This window comes from Caulobacter sp. Root487D2Y (assembly GCF_001427165.1).
Lineage (GTDB): Bacteria > Pseudomonadota > Alphaproteobacteria > Caulobacterales > Caulobacteraceae > Caulobacter.
Genome location: NZ_LMFD01000010.1, coordinates 410,000 through 426,270, shown reverse-complemented (window position 1 = coordinate 426,270; position 16,271 = coordinate 410,000). Strand labels below are relative to the sequence as shown.

Genomic DNA, 16,271 nt, shown 5'->3' with positions numbered 1-16,271 from the left:
TTTCAGATAGGCCGAACAATCGGTCCAAGCGCGGTTGCGCCTGCGAAATCACGCTCCTATAACCCGGCCACAATTTCAGAAGCCGTCGTTGAGACCGGTCCCTCATGAACATCCACGAACACCAAGCCAAAGCCGTCCTCGCTGAGTTCGGCGCTCCAGTTCCGCGCGGCTATCCCGCCTTCACCGTCGAGGAGGCCGTCGCCGCCGCCGAAAAGCTGGGCGGTCCGGTGTTCGTCGTGAAATCCCAGATCCACGCCGGCGGGCGCGGCAAGGGCAAGTTCGAGGGCCTGGGCCCCGACGCCAAGGGCGGCGTCCGCGTCGTCAAGTCGGTGGAAGAGGTCAAGACCAACGCCGCCGAGATGCTCGGCCGCGTGCTGGTGACCCACCAGACCGGCCCCAAGGGCAAGCAGGTCAACCGCCTCTACATCGAGGAAGGCGCGGCGATCGCCAAGGAATTCTACCTGTCGCTGCTGGTCGACCGCGAGACCTCGATGGTTTCGGTGGTCGCCTCGACCGAAGGCGGCATGGACATCGAGGACGTGGCCCACGCCACCCCGGAAAAGATCCATAGCTTCTCGATCGACCCGGCGACCGGCGTGTGGCCGACCCACGCCCGCGCCCTGGCCAAGGCCCTGGGCCTGACCGGCGCCCTGGCCAAGGAAGCCGCGACCCTGCTGGGTCAGCTCTACACGGCGTTCCTGGCCAAGGACATGGCCATGCTGGAGATCAACCCGCTGATCGTCACCGCCGACGATCACCTGCGGGTCCTGGACGCCAAGCTGTCGTTCGACGGCAACTCGCTGTTCCGCCACCCGGACATCCGCGCCCTGCGCGACGAGAGCGAAGAAGACCCCAAGGAAATCGAAGCCTCGAAGTATGACCTGGCCTATATCGCCCTGGACGGCGAGATCGGCTGCATGGTCAACGGCGCGGGCCTGGCCATGGCGACCATGGACATCATCAAGCTGTACGGCGCCGAGCCGGCCAACTTCCTAGATGTCGGCGGCGGCGCCACCACCGAGAAGGTCACCGCGGCCTTCAAGATCATCACCGCCGACCCGGCCGTCAAAGGCATCCTGGTCAACATCTTCGGCGGCATCATGCGCTGCGACATCATCGCCGAGGGCGTCATCGCCGCGGTGAAGGAGGTGGGCCTGAAGGTGCCGCTCGTCGTGCGCCTGGAAGGCACCAACGTCGAGCTCGGCAAGAAAATCATTTCGGAAAGCGGCCTGAACGTCATCGCCGCCAACGACCTGTCGGACGGGGCCGAGAAGATCGTCGCCGCTGTCAAAGGGGCTGCGTAACTCTCATGTCCATCCTCATCGGTTCTGAAACCAAGGTCATCTGCCAGGGCATCACCGGCGCCCAGGGCACGTTCCACTCCGAACAGGCGATCGCCTACGGCACCAAGATGGTCGGCGGCGTCACCCCGGGCAAAGGCGGCCAGACCCACATCGGCCTGCCGGTGTTCGACACGGTCGGCGAAGCCAAGGAAGCCACCGGCGCCGACGCCTCGGTGATCTACGTCCCGCCGCCCTTCGCGGCCGACTCGATTCTGGAAGCCATCGACGCGGAAATCCCGCTGATCGTCTGCATCACCGAGGGCATCCCGGTGCTGGACATGGTCAAGGTCAAGAAGGCCCTGCAAGGCAGCAAGTCGCGCCTGATCGGCCCGAACTGCCCCGGCGTCCTGACCCCGAACCAGTGCAAGATCGGCATCATGCCGGGCTCGATCTTCTCGGCCGGCTCGGTCGGCGTCGTCTCGCGCTCGGGCACCCTGACCTACGAAGCCGTGTTCCAGACCACCAATGCGGGCCTGGGCCAGACGACCGCCGTCGGCATCGGCGGCGACCCGGTCAAGGGCACCGAGTTCATCGACATCCTCGAGCTGTTCCTGGCCGACGAAGCCACCAAGTCGATCGTCATGATCGGCGAGATCGGCGGCTCGGCCGAAGAGGAAGCCGCCCAGTTCATCGCCGACGAAGCCAAGCGCGGCCGCAAGAAGCCCATGGTCGGCTTCATCGCCGGCCGCACGGCCCCTCCGGGCCGTCACATGGGTCACGCTGGCGCGATCATTTCGGGCGGCAAGGGCGGCGCGGAAGACAAGATCGCGGCGATGGAAGCCGCGGGCATCCGCGTCTCGCCGTCTCCGGCCAAGCTGGGCGAAACCCTGCTCGAGGTGCTCAAGGGCTAATCACGACACCGAAACCCCGCCCCGCGCGGGGCCCAGGTTTTTTGCGACCGCCAGTCGACGATCCGAAAAAATCACCTGGGCCCCGTTCGTTATACGGGCGTCCGGTGATTGAGAGACTATATTTACGCAACGCGGTTAGCGGTGGCGTAAAAGGATCGTAAGGCAAAGACGATGGCGGACGACGCAGGCATCATCAATCAGGTCTTGACCGAGACCTCGTTCCTCTACGGCGCCAATGCGGCGTTCGTGGAAGATCTCTATGCCCGGTGGGCGGAGAACCCTGGATCGGTCGAACCTTCTTGGGGCGCCTTCTTCGCCACGCTCTCGGACCAGGCCGACCAGGTCAAGCGCGCCGCGCAGGATCCGGCCTGGACGCCGCGCCAGGCGCCGGCCGTTCGTCCCGAGTGGCTGTCGGCCATCGACGGCCAGTGGCCGACCGTGGCCCCCGCCGTCGAAGCCAAGATGACCAAGGCCATCGAGGCCAAGGCTCCCGGCTCCTCCGCCGAAGCCGTCCGCGCCGCCACGCTGGACAGCCTGCGCGCCATCATGATGATCCGGGCCTACCGGATGCGCGGCCACCTGGCCGCCAACCTCGATCCGCTGGGCCTGGAGCCCAAGGCCGCGGCCCCCGAGCTGGATCCGTCGACCTACGGCTTCTCGGAAGCCGACTACGACCGTCCGATCTTCCTGGACTTCGTGCTGGGTCTGGAGACCTCGTCGATCCGCGAGATCCTGTCGATCCTGCGCCGCACCTACTGCGACAATGTCGGCGTGCAGTACATGCACATCTCCGACCCGACCGAGAAGGCCTGGCTGCAGGAGCGCATCGAGGGCCGCGACAAGGAGATCGTGTTCTCCAAGGAGGGCAAGGTCGCCATCCTCAAGAAGCTGATCGAGGCCGAGGGCTTCGAGCGCTTCCTGCACAAGCGTTTCCCCGGCACCAAGCGCTTCGGCCTGGACGGCGGCGAGGCCTGCATCCCGGCGCTGGAGCAGATCATCAAGCGCGGCGGCGCCCTGGGCGTGAAGGACATCGTCCTGGGCATGCCGCACCGCGGCCGCCTGAACGTGCTGGCCGCCGTGATGGGCAAACCCTACCACGTGATCTTCCACGAATTCCAAGGCGGCTCGTCCGTCCCCTCGGACATCGAGGGTTCGGGCGACGTGAAGTACCATATGGGCGCTTCGTCGGACCGCGAGTTCGACGACAACAAGGTCCACCTGTCGCTGACCGCCAACCCCTCGCACCTGGAAATCGTCAACCCGGTGGTGATCGGCAAGGCCCGCGCCAAGCAGGCGTTCACCCTGCGCGAACAGCCCGACGCCGGCCGCGGCCATGTGCTGCCGCTGCTGCTGCACGGCGACGCGGCCTTCGCGGGCCAGGGCGTGGTGGCCGAGTGCTTCACCCTGTCGGGCCTGAAGGGCTACCGCACGGGCGGCACCATCCACTTCATCGTCAACAACCAGATCGGCTTCACCACCAGCCCGCGTTATTCGCGCAGCTCGCCCTATCCGTCGGACGTGGCGCTGATGGTCGAAGCCCCGATCTTCCACGTCAACGGCGACGATCCCGAAGCCGTGGTCTTCGCGGCCAAGGTCTCCACCGAATATCGCCAGATGTTCGGCAAGGACGTGGTCATCGACATGTTCTGCTATCGCCGGTTCGGTCACAACGAAGGTGACGACCCGACGATGACCTCGCCCTTGATGTACGCCAAGATCAAGGACCACATCTCGACCCGCGAACTCTACAGCCAGCGCCTGGTCGGCGAGGGCGTGGCCACGCAGGCCGAGGTCGACGGCTGGGTCACCGAGTTCGAGACCTTCCTCGACAACGAGTTCGAGGCCGGCAAGAGCTACAAGGCCAACAAGGCCGACTGGCTGGACGGCAAGTGGAAGGGCCTGGCCCTGCCCGGCGACGAAGAGCGCAAGGGCAAGACCGACGTCGCCAAGACCAAGCTGCTGGAGATCGGCCGTCAGATCACGACCATTCCGGACCGCATCAACGCCCACAAGACCGTCAAGCGCGTGATCGAGAACCGCCGCGAGGCGATCGAGAAGGGCGAGAACATCGACTGGGGGACCGCCGAGCACCTGGCCTTCGCCACCCTGCTCGACGAGGGCTTCCCCGTCCGCCTGTCCGGCCAGGACAGCGTGCGCGGCACCTTCACCCAGCGCCATTCGGACATCATCGACCAGACGACCGAAGAGCACTACACGCCGCTCAACAACATCCGCCCCGGCCAGGCCCACTATGAGGTCATCGACTCGGCCCTGTCGGAAGAGGCGGTGCTGGGCTTCGAGTACGGCTTCTCGCTGGCCGACCCCAACACCATGACCCTGTGGGAAGGCCAGTTCGGCGACTTCGTGAACGGCGCCCAGGTGGTCATCGACCAGTTCATCAGCTCGGGCGAGCGCAAGTGGCTGAGGATGAGCGGCCTGACCATGCTGTTGCCGCACGGCTACGAAGGCCAGGGCCCCGAGCACAGCTCGGCCCGTCTCGAGCGCTTCCTGCAGTCGTGCGCCGAAGACAACATGCAGGTGGTCAACTGCACCACCCCGGCCAACTACTTCCACGCCCTGCGTCGCCAGATGCACCGCGAGTTCCGCAAGCCCTTGATCGTCATGACGCCCAAGAGCCTGCTGCGCCACAAGAAGGCGGTCTCGAACCTGGCCGACATGGCCGAGGGCTCCAGCTTCCACCGCGTGATGATCGACGGCGCCGAAGCCGGTTGCGACGTCGGCGGCGTCAAGCTGAAGAGCGACGACAAGATCACCCGCGTCATCGCCTGCTCGGGCAAGGTCTATTTCGATCTGATCGACGCCCGGGCCAAGGCCGGCCGCGACGACATCTACATCGTGCGCCTGGAGCAGTTCTATCCGTGGCCGCTGAAGTCGGTGCTGGCCGTGCTCGGCCGGTTCAAGAACGCCGAGCTGGTCTGGTGTCAGGAAGAACCCAAGAACATGGGCGGCTGGACCTTCGTCGATCCGTGGCTGGAGCTGAGCCTGGCCAAGCTGAACGTCAAGGCCAAGCGCGCCCGCTATGTCGGCCGTCCGGCCTCGGCCTCCACGGCCGCCGGCATGATGAGCCGCCACATGAGAGAACTCGAGACCTTCCTGAACGAAGCCTTCGCCTGATCGCTTCGTCCAGAGCCCAAGCATTTTCGGACGAAGCGGACATCGGTTCGTCGTCCGAAAATGCGCTAAGAAAATGAGCTGGAGCGCCATCCGGTCCGATCGGATCGAATGGCGCTCCTACCCGCCCGGACCAAACAGAGACATCGGAACCCCACATGGCCGACATCATGACCCCCGCCCTCGGCGAATCCGTCACCGAAGCGACGGTGGCCCGCTGGACCAAGAAGGCCGGGGAGGCGGTGAAGAAGGACGAACTGCTCGTCGAGCTGGAAACCGACAAGGTCAGCCTTGAAGTCGTGGCGCCCGCCGACGGCGTCCTGGCCTCGATCGCCGCCGAAGAAGGCGCGACCGTGGTTCCGGGCACCGTGCTGGGCGTGGTGACCGAAGGCGGCGCGGCCGCCGCTCCGGCCGCCCCGAAGGCCGCCGAGCCCGCCAAGGCCGCGCCGGCGCCCGCCGCCGCCCCGGCCCCGGCTCCCGCGCCCGCCGCGGCTCCGGCTCCGGCTCCGGCCGCCGCCGCGCCGGTCAGCCCGGCCCCGGCCCGCATCGCCGCCGAGAACAACCTGGACCTCTCGAAGGTCGCGGGCACCGGCAAGGACGGCCGGGTGACCAAGGGCGACGCCCTGGCCGCCCTGGAAGCCCGCGCCAATGCTCCCGCGCCGGTCGCCGCCCCGGCCGCGCCGCGTCCGATCCACGAGCGCGAAGAGCGCGTGAAGATGACGCGCCTGCGTCAGACGATCGCCCGCCGCCTGAAGGAAGCCCAGAACAACGCCGCCATGCTGACGACCTTCAACGAGGTCGACATGAGCGCGGTGATGGCGCTGCGCAATGCCTACAAGGACGTGTTCGAGAAGAAGCACGGCGTGAAGCTGGGCTTCATGTCGTTCTTCACCAAGGCGGTGGTCGCCGCCCTGAAGGCCGTGCCGGACGTCAACGCCGAGATCGACGGCCAGGACATCGTCTACAAGAACCACTACGACATCGGCGTGGCCGTCGGCACCGACAAAGGCCTGGTCGTTCCGGTCGTGCGCGACGCCGACGTGCTGAGCCTGGCCGAGATCGAGAAGGCCATCGGCGCCCTGGGCAAGAAGGCCCGCGACGGCCAGCTGGCCATCGAGGACATGCAGGGCGGCACCTTCACCATCACCAACGGCGGCATCTATGGCTCGCTGATGTCGACCCCGATCCTCAACGCGCCGCAGTCGGGCATCCTGGGCATGCACGCGATCAAGGAGCGGGCCATGGTGGTCGGCGGCAAGATCGAGGTCCGCCCGATGATGTACTTGGCGCTGAGCTACGACCACCGCGTGGTCGACGGTCAGGGCGCGGTGACCTTCCTGGTCAAGGTCAAGGAAGCCCTGGAAGATCCGCAGCGCCTGCTGCTGGAGCTCTAGTCGCTCCAAGCGATCGAATGAATACGGAAGGGGGGCCGCGCGAGCGGCCCCCTTTTTCGTGCGGGCCGCTAAGTTGAAGCGAAGGCGCCTTTGATGTATCTATATGACGTAGATACAAGAGGTCGCGATGACCAAGCTCGATATCCAGCTGCCCCGCGCCAAGCTCTTCACACATGGCGGCAGCCAAGCTGTCCGACTGCCCAAGGCTTTCCGGTTCGAAGGCGTTGAGGTGACCGTTCGCCGCGAGGGCGATGCGGTGATCCTCGAGCCGGTCGCCGCCAAGCGGCCCCGCACGCAAGCCGATCTCGACGCCATGTGGGCGCGCATCGACGCGCGAGGCGGCGCCGATTTTCCCGACCGCGAACAGCCGCCCGAGCAGGAACGGGAGTTCTGGTGACTCTGGCGTTGGACACCAACGTCTTTGTCGACCTCATTCGGGGACGCAAGGCGATCATTCGTCAGCGCCGGGACAAGGCGATCTTGGCGGGTGAAGGCCTGGTGACCTCGCTGATCGTCTATCATGAGCTTCAGTTCGGCGTGGCGCTAAGCCGCGATCCGGCCGGGGAAGCCCTGAACGTGGCCGAGGTCCTGGAAGAAGTCATCATCGAGCCGCTGAACGAAGACGACGTGACAGCCGCCGCCCTTGTCAGGGCCAAGCTCAAGCCGCGCGGAAGCCCGGTCGGACCCTATGACGTGCTGATCGCCGGACAGGCCCTGGCGCGGGGCTGGACCCTGGTCACGTCGAACGCCGCCGAGTTCGCGCGGGTCGAGGGTCTTGAGATCCAGGACTGGAGCCAGCCATGACCGCCACCGTTCGTGACCGCCTCTTCCTCCTCCGCCCCGACTGGATCGACCAGGACCGGCCGTGGTTCTGCATGGCCTGCGCGGCGGTGGAGGGCTTCCTCGGCTACTACCCGGCGGTGCGCGACGCGCTCGACATCGCCTACCTGCCCCACGCGCGCCCGCGCCATCCGGTGGTCGACCTGCTGGGCGAGGCGCATCAGAATCTGCCGACCCTGATCCTGGCCGCGCCGTTCGCCCACCCGGACCTGCGCGACGGCGACCTCCAGCAAGCGAACGGCCTGTGGTTCGCCACCAATGAAGGCCCGATCACCCGCGTTCTCGCGGCCCGCCACGGGGGCTCGCCGCCGCATCCTTGAGGTCGGTATCAGGCAAGACCGCCACGAACTGAGCCTTTAACGCTGCTCTTGGGTTGATCCTTAAGGCAGAGGCGCTAGGAGTACCCGCGCCCAGTCACCCTCCCAAGCAAGTCACCCTTGGGAAACCGGGGGACAGGTCCCATTTTCTGTCCGGCGCCGAACGCGGCGCGTCTCAAGGCGAAGACCCATGGCTCAATACGACGTCGTCATCATCGGGGGCGGTCCCGGCGGCTACAATGGCGCGATCCGCGCCGGGCAGCTGGGTCTGAAGACCGCCATCGTCGAAGGACGCGGCAAGCTGGGCGGCACCTGCCTGAACGTCGGCTGCATGCCGTCCAAGGCCCTGCTGCACGCCTCGGAGATGTTCGAAGCCGCCAGCGGCGGCGAGTTCGCCAAGCTGGGCATCGAGGTCAAGCCGAAGCTGAACCTGGTGCAGATGATGGCCCAGAAGGCCGAGAGCGTCGAAGCCCTGACCAAGGGCGTCGAGTTCCTGATGAAGAAGAACAAGGTCGACTACATCAAGGGCTGGGGCCGCATCGATGGCCCGGGGCGTGTTGTCGTCAAAGGTGAAGACGGCGCGGAAACCGTGCTCGAGACCAAGAACATCGTCATCGCCACCGGCTCGGAGCCCACCCCGTTGCCGGGCGTGACCGTCGACAACAAGCGCATCGTCGACTCGACCGGCGCCCTGAGCCTGCCCGAGGCCCCCAAGAGCCTGATCGTGGTCGGGGCCGGCGTCATCGGCCTGGAGCTGGGCTCGGTCTGGAAGCGCCTGGGCGCCGAGGTGACCGTGGTCGAGTTCCTGGACCGCATCCTGCCGGGCACCGACACCGAAGTGGCCAACGCCTTCCAGAAGATCCTCGGCAAGCAGGGCTTCAAGTTCAAGCTGGCCTCCAAGGTCACCGGCGCGACCGCCTCGGCCAAGGGCGTCAAGCTGAGCGTCGAGCCGGTCGCCGGCGGCCCCGCCGAAACCCTCGAGGCCGACTACGTGCTGGTGGCCATCGGCCGTCGCCCGTTCACCCAGGGCCTGGGCCTGGAGACAGTCGGCGTTGTTCCCGACAAGCGCGGCATGATCGCCAACGACCACTTCAAGACCACCGCCCCGGGCGTCTGGGTGGTCGGCGACGTCACCAGCGGCCCGATGCTGGCCCACAAGGCCGAGGACGAGGGCGTGGCCTGCATGGAGCTGATCGCCGGCAAGGCCGGTCACGTGAACTACGACATCATTCCGGGCGTGATCTACACCAAGCCGGAAGTCGCCACGGTCGGTAAGACCGAGGAGGACCTGAAGGCCGCGGGCGTCGCCTACAAGGTCGGCAAGTTCCCGTTCCTGGCCAACAGCCGCGCCAAGATCAACCACGAGACCGACGGCTTCGTGAAGGTGCTGGCCGACGCCAAGACCGACCGCATCCTGGGCGCCCACGCCGTCGGCCCGAACGTCGGCGACATGATCGCCGAGATCTGCGTGGCCATGGAGTTCGGCGGTTCGTCGGAAGACGTCGCCCGCACCTGCCACCCGCACCCCACCCGCTCGGAGGCGTTCCGCCAGGCCGCGATGGGCGTCGAAGGCTGGACGATGCAGGCCTAAGGCCTCTGTCCGAGAGTTAACAAGCGCTTCGGCGCAATCCGGCGTAGCGTGGCGGGGTTTCGAGAACGGAGCCCCGCCATGCTTTTGTCCGCCCTGCTGCTGGCCGCCGCCATTCAAGCCGCGCCGACGCCGGACCCGTCCGCGTTGGGCGACCAGGGCGCCGCGGGCCAGACGACATTCGATCGTTCCATGGAAGAGGTTCGCGACGCCATCAAGGTGCGAGCGGCCTGCCGGACGTCGGGCGTCGAGCTGGCGGTCAACACCGAGCCCGCGACCCGAGCCGAGGTGAAGAAGCTCGGCGACCTGCCGCCGGCCAACCACACCCTGACCGTGCTGCGCAGCGTCGACGGCTGCCCGGTGTCGTCGACTGTCCGCTACAACGTGGATCGCCCGGCCGGGCGGTGACGGATTGATTGGGGACAGGCCTATGGGCCTGTTCCCGGCTCCACCAGCCGCGCCCACGAAAAAGCCCCGCCGGGGGCAACCGGCGGGGCTTCCTAGGTCCTCGAGGGGGAGGAGACGCCCTCAGTCACGCGAGAGCGGTACGCTTACTAAAACCCTAGAATTCTTCCCACTCTTCCGAGACCGGCTGGGCCGAGCCGGCGAAGGCGGCCAGCTTGGCCTGGGCCGCGCGCACCGGGTTGGCGCCGGGGCGGTTGGCCGAGGTGGCCGGGGCGAGGGACGGACGCGGCGCCGGACGTGACATCGAGGGCGGCGGCGCGGCGCGACGGGTCGTCGCGGTCTGGCCGATGGCGGCGCCGTTGACCTGGAAGCGGCCGATCATCTGCATCAGGCCGTTGGCCTCGCCCTTCAGGGCATGGCTGGCGGCGGTCGACTGCTCGACCATGGCGGCGTTCTGCTGGACGGTCTGGTCCATCTGGTTGACGGCGGCGTTGACCTCGTTGAGGCCGGTGGCCTGCTCGGCGCCGGAGGCGGCGATCTCGCTGACCAGGCCGTCGATCTCGCTGACCTTGCCGACGATGGCCTGCAGGGCGTCGCCCGTCTGGCCGACCATCGACACGCCCTGGCTGACCTGCTGCGAGGAGGTCGAGATCAGGGTCTTGATCTCCTTGGCGGCGTCGGCCGAGCGCTGGGCCAGGGCCCGGACTTCCTGGGCCACGACCGCGAAGCCGCGGCCGGCGTCACCAGCCCGAGCCGCTTCGACGCCGGCGTTCAGGGCCAGCAGGTTGGTCTGGAAGGCGATCTCGTCGATGACGCCGATGATCTGGCTGATCGACTGCGACGACTTCTCGATCTGGTTCATGGCCTCGACGGCGCTGCGGACGACCACGGCCGAGCGTTCGGCGTCCGAACGGGTCGAGGTGACGACGCGCGAGGCTTCGACGGCGCCGGCCGACGAACGCTTCACCGTGGCGGTGATCTCGTCCAGGGCGGCGGCGGTCTCTTCCAGGCTCGCGGCCTGCTGCTCGCTGCGGCGCGACAGGTCGTCGGCGGCCGAGGCGATTTCGTCCGAACCCGAACCGATGCTGTTGGCGGCGTGGACGATGGTGCGCATCGCCTCTTCCATCTGGGTGATGGCGCCGTTGAAGTCGCTCTGCAGACGCTGGTAGGCCTGCGGGAAGTCGGCGTCGACGCGATAGGTCAGGTCGCCCTCGGCCAGGCGGGTCAGGCCCGTGGCGATGTGCTCCATGACGAAGGCCTGCTCGCGGGCGGCGGCCTCGGCGGCCTCCTGGCTGCGCGCGCGTTCGGCCTCGGTCTCGGCGCTGGCGCGCTGCTGGGCGGCCTCGGCGGTGCGCAGGGCCAGGGCGTTGTCCTTGAACACCTGGACCGAGCGGGCCATGGCGCCGACCTCGTCCTTGCGCTGAGCGCCGACCACCTCGACGTCCACCGAGCCCTGGGCCAGGACCTCCATGGTGCGCGACAGGCCGCTCAGCGGAGCCGAGATCTTCGAGCGGCCGATCCAAAGGGCGAAGACCAGGGCGGCGGCCGAGACGATCAGGCCGAAGGCCATCGACATCATCGTGCCGGCGGCGGCCCGCTTGGCGGCCTTGGCCACCATGGCCTTGGTCTGGTCGTTATGGGTGTTGGTGTAGGTCGAGACGTCCTTGCTGAGGCTGGCGATGTCCGGGTCGATCACGCCCATGACCATCTTGGCCGCGTCGGGGGCGCTCTGCAGGCCCAGGTCCGCGCCTTGGCGGGCGCTGGAATAGATGCGGTCCAGGCGAACCTGGAAGTCGGCCACCTTCTTGGCGGCGGTCGGGTCGACGGCCTTGATCTTGCCCAGGGCGACCTTGCCCTCCTTGTAGGCGTTGTCGATCTCGTCGCTGGCCTGCTTGGCCTCCGGCGAGGCGGCGTCGTTGGCGATCGTGCGATAGGCGGCGTAGCCGATGGTCGCGACGCGCCGGTTGAACCGCGAGCCTTCCAGCTCGGCGGGGGCGCGCTGCTCGACGAGCACCTTGGTGGCGGCCTCCGACACCTTCGATTGCCAGGCGCCGAGGCCCGTGATGGCCAGGGCGACCACGGTCAGGATGACGGCCGGCAGGGCCACCTTGGTGGAAATCTTCAGATCGTCGAACTTCATCGCAAACCCCATGTCCGGAGCGCTCGCCAAGAGGAGGCGGGGGCCGGTCTTGAGGCCAGAAGCCGCCAACGCCGTAAAAACGCAGTTAACTGCAAGGCTTTGGCCGACCACGAGCGACGGAATGTCACAGTCGGGGCGGCGCGCGGGGTCTCAAGTTGCGTCCATAGATGGTTGCGACATCCATCTTTCAACCTAATAGTGCATGATCAGGCCGAGCCGCGCCGAGCGCGCCGCCCGACCTGGGAAGCCCTTTGGGGGAGACGGACATGACCGACGCGACCCGGCCCAACATCCTGCTGATCACTTGCGACCAATACCGATTTCCGCGGTTCTCCTACGGACCCGAGGCGGGATTCGCCGAGCCGCTGAAGCGGATTCTCGGCTTCCAGCGCGAGGACGACGGCGACAATCCCTACGCCAAGTTCTTCCCCGGCCTGCTGGCCCTGCGTCAGAACGCGGCGTTGCTGCGCAATCACACCATCGCCGCCAGCGCCTGCACGCCCAGCCGGGCGACGATCTACACCGGCCAGTACGGGACCAAGACCGGCGTCACCCAGACCGACGGCCTGTTCAAGAGCGGGGACTCCTACAACTTCCCCTGGCTGGCCGCCGACGGGATTCCCACCCTGGGGACCTGGATGCGCGCGGCGGGCTACTCCACCCACTATTTCGGCAAGTGGCACGTCAGCAATCCGCCCGAGCATTCGCTGGACCGCTACGGCTTCGACGACTGGGAGGAATCCTATCCCGAGCCCCACGGGGCGGCGATCAACAATCTGGGCGTCTATCGCGACGCAGGCTTCACCGATCAGGCCTGCGCGTTCATCCGCCGCAAGGCCCTGGCGCTGAACTATAACCGCGCGACCGCGACCGAGCAGGCCCAGGATCCCTACGCCAACGGACCCGATCCCGGCGACATCCCGCCGTGGTTCGCGGTGGCCTCGTTCACCAACCCCCACGACATCGCCACCTATCCCGCGGTGATCGCCCAGGCTCTGCCGACCCCCGACAATTCGGGCACGCAGTCGATCTTCGGTCCGCTGACGGTGCCGCTGCAGGGGCAGTTGAGCCCGCCGCCGACCACCGGCACGATCCAGATCGCCCTGAACGCCCTGGGCTTCCCGCAGGACTGCGCCCTGCCGTCGCCCACCCAGAACGAGTCCCTGGCCGACAAGCCCAGCTGCCAGCACGACTACGCCTACAAGGTGGGCCTGGCGTTGAACGCCAAGACCGGCTTCAACATCGTCAACGGCGCCCGCTCCCAGTTGGAGGCCAAGTTCCCCCGTCTGCCCGACAACGACGAGCGGGCCTTGGAGAACGCGGCCAAGCTGGCCCTGAAGGGCACGATCCCCTTCCAACTGAGCGACCAGCCGGAACGCTACGCTCTGGAGTTCCTGCAGCTCTATGCCTGGCTGCACGCCGTGGTCGACACTCACGTGGCCGCCGTCCTGAAGACGCTGGAGGACACCGGCCAGGCCGCCAACACCATCGTCATCTTCCTGGCCGACCACGGAGAATACGGCGCCGCGCACGGCAAGATGATCGAGAAGTGGCACACGGCCTATCAGGAGGCCCTGCACGTGCCGGTGATCGTGCGGTTCCCGCCCTCGATTCAGGTTCCGTCCGAGCCCGGCGCGGCCGACGGGCCGCTGGGCTTCACCCCGCGCCAGATCGACGCCCTGACCAGCCACATCGACATCCTGCCCACGGTGCTGGGCCTGGCCGGGGTCACGCCCGAGCAGCGGACGACCATCGCCGAGACCCTGGGCCGTCACCGCCCCGTTCCGCCGCTGCCGGGCGTGGACTTGTCGGGCCTGCTGAAGGGCCGGACCGATACGGTGGTCGAGCCGGACGGCCGCGAGCGACAGGGCGTGCTGTTCATCACCGACGACGAGATCACCGCCCCCTCGCCCTCGAACGACGATCCCGCCAACCTCAAGTGCGACAAGGAGTTCGAGGTCTATAACCTGGTGGTCGAGCAGGTGAACCTTGACCATCCTGCCGTGAACCTGGCGCCCAGCTCGGTGCGCCAGCCCAACCACGTGCGTTCGGTGCGAACCGCGCGCCACAAGCTCAACCGCTATTTCGATCCGTCCGGCCAGGCGGATCAGGAATGGGAGATGTACGACCTGCGCCTGGATCCCAACGAGGCGGTCAATCTGGTCGAGGTGAAGCGGTCGCCGCCCACCGCGCGGCCCGACCTGCCGTCACCGTTCGTGGCGGCCAAGGTCCAGGCCGAGGCCGACCGGCTGGCGGTTCTGCTGGCGGAGCTGGAAGCGCGGGATCTCTAAACACCGCTCAACCCCGGATCTAAAGGCTCAAGCCCGCGGATGGGCCTTGCCATAGGCCGCCAGCAAGCCCGCCGCGTCCACCTGGGTGTAGCGCTGGGTGGTCGACAGCGAGGCGTGGCCCAGCAGGTCCTGGATCGAACGCAGGTCGGCGCCCGCGCCCAGCAGGTGGGTGGCGAACGAGTGACGCAGGGCATGGGGCGTGGCGCGGTCCGACAGACCCAGGCGGCTCCTGAGGTTCTGCATGGTCGCCTGCACGTGGCGCGGCGACAGCGGGCCGCCGCGCTTGGCGCGGAACAGCGGATCGTCGGGATCCAGCGTGAAGGGCAGGGCGGCCAGATAGGCGTCGATTCGCTCGCGGACGATATCAAGCACCGGCACGATCCGGGTCTTGCCGCCCTTGCCGGTGATCCGCAGGCTTTCGACCAAGGGGGCGTCGCGGCGGGTCAGGGACAGGCCTTCGGAGATCCGCAGGCCGCAGCCCCACAGCAGGGTCAGCACCGCCTCGTCGCGGGCCACCTCCCAGTCCTCGCGGTCGGGATCCAGCGCCAGCTCGGCGATCAGGCCGTGGGCCTGGTCCTCGGACACCGGACGCGGGGCTCCGACCTTGATGCGCGGCCCGCGCACCAGGCCGATGGCGGCGTTGGGCGTGTCCAGGCGGTGGTCCAGATAGCGATGGAAGGCGCGGATCGACGACAGGCTCTGCGACAGCGAGCGGGGGGAGAGGCCGTCGTCGGCCTTCGAAGAGGAGGGGGCCGTTGAAGACGAGGGCTCGCGGCGGAAGGCCAGATAGGCCCGCAGCTCGGCGGCCGTGACCGTCCCCATGTCGGCGACCGACGTGGCCTCGCCGCGATGGCGCTCCAGGAAGTTCAGATAGGCCAGGACGTTGTCGCCATAGGCCCGCACGGTGCGCGGCGAGGCGCGCCGCTCGTTGGCCAAGTGGTCCAGCCAGGCGGTCAGGGCCTGGCGGGCGCTCATCTCCTCACCCGCAAAGCGGGGGAGGTGGCGCGATGCGAATACGCATCGTGACGGAGGGGGCGTGGGCGGGCAGGAGGGTTGGAGGCGCGGACGCCCCCTCCGTCGCGTCGCTGATAGCGACGCGCCACCTCCCCCGTTTCTCGGGGGAGGAGCAACCTCACAGGATCGGCCAGCGCTCGGCCGTGCGCTCGACGACGCGGGCCAGGAAGGCCACCAGGTCCGAACCCATGTCGGCCGTGAAGCCTTCGGGATCGGCCGAGCCGAAGGCCAGCAGGCCCTGGCGCGACGGCTCCCACAGGGCCATGCGGACCAGGGCCATGCTCTTGATCTCTTCGATGCGCTCGCCGAACAGGCCCAGCGCGGGGGCGTGGAAGCCCATGCGGGCCACGCCGTGGTCGCCCATGGTCATGTCGATCTGGCCGGCGATCAGGCCGTGCCAGCCGGCGGGCACCCGGCCCGGGCCTTCCAGAACGACGACGCCGGCGGCCAGGCCGAAGCGCAGGATGGCCATCTCGTCGACCCGGCGGGCCAGGTCGGAATGGTTGCGGGCGTCCAGCAGGTCGATCACCGCGGCGTGGGTCTGGGCCTGGGCCGAGAAGTTGGCGCGGGCGGTGGCCTCGATCTGGCGGCGGACCAGGGCCTCGCGCTCGTGGGCGGCCGAGACCCGGGCCAAGGCGGCGGGACCGAAGTCGACGATGTTGCTGGCGTCTGGACGCAGGCCCAGGTCGCTGAGCAGGTCGGGATCGCCGTGCAGGAAGTCGGGCTCGGCCAGCAGGAAGTCACGGATGATCGCGGGATCGACCGGCAGGGGCTGCCTGGCTTGCGTCGCGTCGGTCATGGGGCGGGCCTACTCCGTTCACACTTCGTCCCCATATGCGGTCACGGCCGGGGACGGGGTCGATGAAGCCCCAGTTCGGTTAACAGCCGCTTGATGGGCCGGCGACGGCTCCTCTCGACCTGGGGATCTTTCCGAGGCAGAACCCAAGTCCCTTCGT

13 protein-coding genes are annotated in these 16,271 nt (G+C 67.8%); 10 read left to right on the top strand and 3 right to left on the bottom strand.

Going from position 1 to position 16,271, the window contains the following annotated elements:
- Positions 1-104: 104 nt before the first annotated feature.
- The 9 genes from sucC (at position 105) to ASD38_RS11830 (ending at position 9,873) form a co-directional block, all read left to right on the top strand.
- Positions 105-1,304, top strand: coding sequence for an ADP-forming succinate--CoA ligase subunit beta (gene sucC, locus ASD38_RS11870; protein WP_056440270.1), 1,200 nt, complete (start codon positions 105-107; stop codon positions 1,302-1,304).
- Positions 1,305-1,309: 5 nt separating this feature from the next.
- Positions 1,310-2,194, top strand: coding sequence for a succinate--CoA ligase subunit alpha (gene sucD / locus ASD38_RS11865; protein WP_056460284.1), 885 nt, complete (start codon positions 1,310-1,312; stop codon positions 2,192-2,194).
- A gap of 171 nt (positions 2,195-2,365) precedes the next feature.
- Positions 2,366-5,329 carry a 2-oxoglutarate dehydrogenase E1 component gene (locus tag ASD38_RS11860; protein ID WP_056440274.1) on the top strand — a complete coding sequence of 988 codons (2,964 nt, stop codon included), beginning with the start codon at positions 2,366-2,368 and terminating at the stop codon, positions 5,327-5,329.
- A 155-nt stretch (positions 5,330-5,484) separates the two neighbouring features.
- A complete protein-coding gene (gene odhB / locus ASD38_RS11855) occupies positions 5,485-6,720 on the top strand; it encodes a 2-oxoglutarate dehydrogenase complex dihydrolipoyllysine-residue succinyltransferase (protein WP_056440276.1) in 1,236 nt (411 codons plus the stop codon).
- A gap of 127 nt (positions 6,721-6,847) precedes the next feature.
- Positions 6,848-7,117 (top strand): antitoxin, encoded by a 270-nt coding sequence (locus ASD38_RS11850; RefSeq protein WP_056440278.1) that lies wholly within the window; start codon positions 6,848-6,850, stop codon positions 7,115-7,117.
- Positions 7,114-7,524: a PIN domain-containing protein gene (locus tag ASD38_RS11845; RefSeq protein WP_200941418.1), complete on the top strand. Its 411-nt coding sequence runs from the start codon at positions 7,114-7,116 to the stop codon at positions 7,522-7,524. Before ASD38_RS11850 ends, ASD38_RS11845 begins: the two co-directional genes overlap by 4 nt.
- The gene (locus ASD38_RS11840; protein WP_056440281.1) at positions 7,521-7,880 is read left to right on the top strand and encodes a DUF3088 family protein; all 360 of its coding nucleotides are present in this window, start codon (positions 7,521-7,523) and stop codon (positions 7,878-7,880) included. The genes ASD38_RS11845 and ASD38_RS11840 overlap by 4 nt, the downstream gene beginning before the upstream one ends.
- A 187-nt stretch (positions 7,881-8,067) precedes the next feature.
- Positions 8,068-9,468, top strand: coding sequence for a dihydrolipoyl dehydrogenase (gene lpdA / locus ASD38_RS11835; protein ID WP_056440283.1), 1,401 nt, complete (start codon positions 8,068-8,070; stop codon positions 9,466-9,468).
- Positions 9,469-9,546: 78 nt separating this feature from the next.
- Positions 9,547-9,873, top strand: a complete 327-nt coding sequence (locus ASD38_RS11830) for a hypothetical protein (RefSeq protein WP_056440284.1) — start codon at positions 9,547-9,549, stop codon at positions 9,871-9,873.
- A gap of 154 nt (positions 9,874-10,027) precedes the next feature.
- Here ASD38_RS11830 and ASD38_RS11825 read toward each other — a convergent pair whose 3' ends face one another.
- Positions 10,028-12,010, bottom strand: a complete 1,983-nt coding sequence (locus ASD38_RS11825) for a methyl-accepting chemotaxis protein (RefSeq protein WP_056460282.1) — start codon at positions 12,008-12,010, stop codon at positions 10,028-10,030.
- 266 nt (positions 12,011-12,276) lie between these two features.
- Here ASD38_RS11825 and ASD38_RS11820 point away from each other — a divergent pair, with 266 nt between their 5' ends.
- Complete coding sequence (locus tag ASD38_RS11820; RefSeq protein ID WP_056460280.1) at positions 12,277-14,301, top strand: sulfatase-like hydrolase/transferase; 2,025 nt, start codon at positions 12,277-12,279, stop codon at positions 14,299-14,301.
- Between the two features lie 27 nt (positions 14,302-14,328).
- On the opposite strand, the gene ASD38_RS11815 is transcribed toward ASD38_RS11820, so the two are convergent.
- Both ASD38_RS11815 and ASD38_RS11810 read right to left on the bottom strand, forming a co-directional pair.
- Entirely contained in the window at positions 14,329-15,276 is a 948-nt protein-coding gene (locus ASD38_RS11815) for a tyrosine recombinase XerC (RefSeq protein ID WP_056460278.1), read from the bottom strand.
- A 157-nt stretch (positions 15,277-15,433) separates the two neighbouring features.
- Positions 15,434-16,114 carry a DUF484 family protein gene (locus tag ASD38_RS11810; RefSeq protein ID WP_056440292.1) on the bottom strand — a complete coding sequence of 227 codons (681 nt, stop codon included), beginning with the start codon at positions 16,112-16,114 and terminating at the stop codon, positions 15,434-15,436.
- Between the last annotated feature and the right edge of the window lie 157 nt (positions 16,115-16,271).